Origin of the sequence: Sesame phyllody phytoplasma, assembly GCF_018390775.2 — a bacterium.
Lineage (GTDB): Bacteria > Bacillota_I > Bacilli_A > Acholeplasmatales > Acholeplasmataceae > Phytoplasma > Phytoplasma australasiaticum.
In genome coordinates, this window is record NZ_JAHBAJ020000034.1 from 1 (window position 1) to 722 (window position 722).

Annotated in this window: 1 pseudogene; it reads left to right on the plus strand. The window is 35.0% G+C overall.

Annotated elements, in window-relative coordinates:
• Positions 1-117: 117 nt before the first annotated feature.
• Positions 118-375, plus strand: a pseudogene (gene eno / locus KHD59_RS02400) (phosphopyruvate hydratase); the annotation flags it as partial.
• Positions 376-722 lie beyond the last annotated feature (347 nt).

The window sequence follows — 722 nt, forward strand, 5'->3', positions numbered from 1 at the left end:
TGATAAAAAGGATAAATTATGGCAAGCCGGATGCTTGGAAACTTGCTTGTCCGGTTTAGAGGGGGGCTTTTTTGTAATAGATAATCGAAATATAAATCGGGTTATTGAAACGCAAATATTCTATCCTTATTTTTAGATTCAAGAGGAAATCCCACTGTCGAAGTAGAAGTATTTACAGTTTCTGGTGCATTCGGAAGAGCTTCAGTTCCTTCCGGAGCTTCTACAGGGGAACACGAAGCTCTTGAATTAAGAGATAATGATGTTCAAAGATTTTTAGGTAAAGGTGTATTAAAAGCAATTAAAAATATTCAAAATATTATTTCTTCAAAAATTATAGGTATGCCTGTAAATAATCAAGCGTTAATTGAGGGCGCCCAAGAAGCCTAAATATCGTGTGATTTAACCAATCACCAGTGCGATAAACACTGAAAGGCTAAGAACGGTTCTTTAAAGGAAACAATAAAGAATTATAGCAGTTCTTAAAAGCGGATTACGATGAAGTAGTTATTCAAAAAGATACCGCCACCGAATGATTCTAAGGATAAGCTTGAAAGGGCCTAAGAAAAAAAGAAGATGTAATAAGCTAACCTGTTTGCAAATTACTAACACCAAGCAGTCCAGAAACTATCAACATTTATCAATTGTGTAGGATATTTATCAACGAAAGCAAACCTGGAATCTCACCATTATCAAAATGGTCATTTCACCTAAGGAATCAAGGT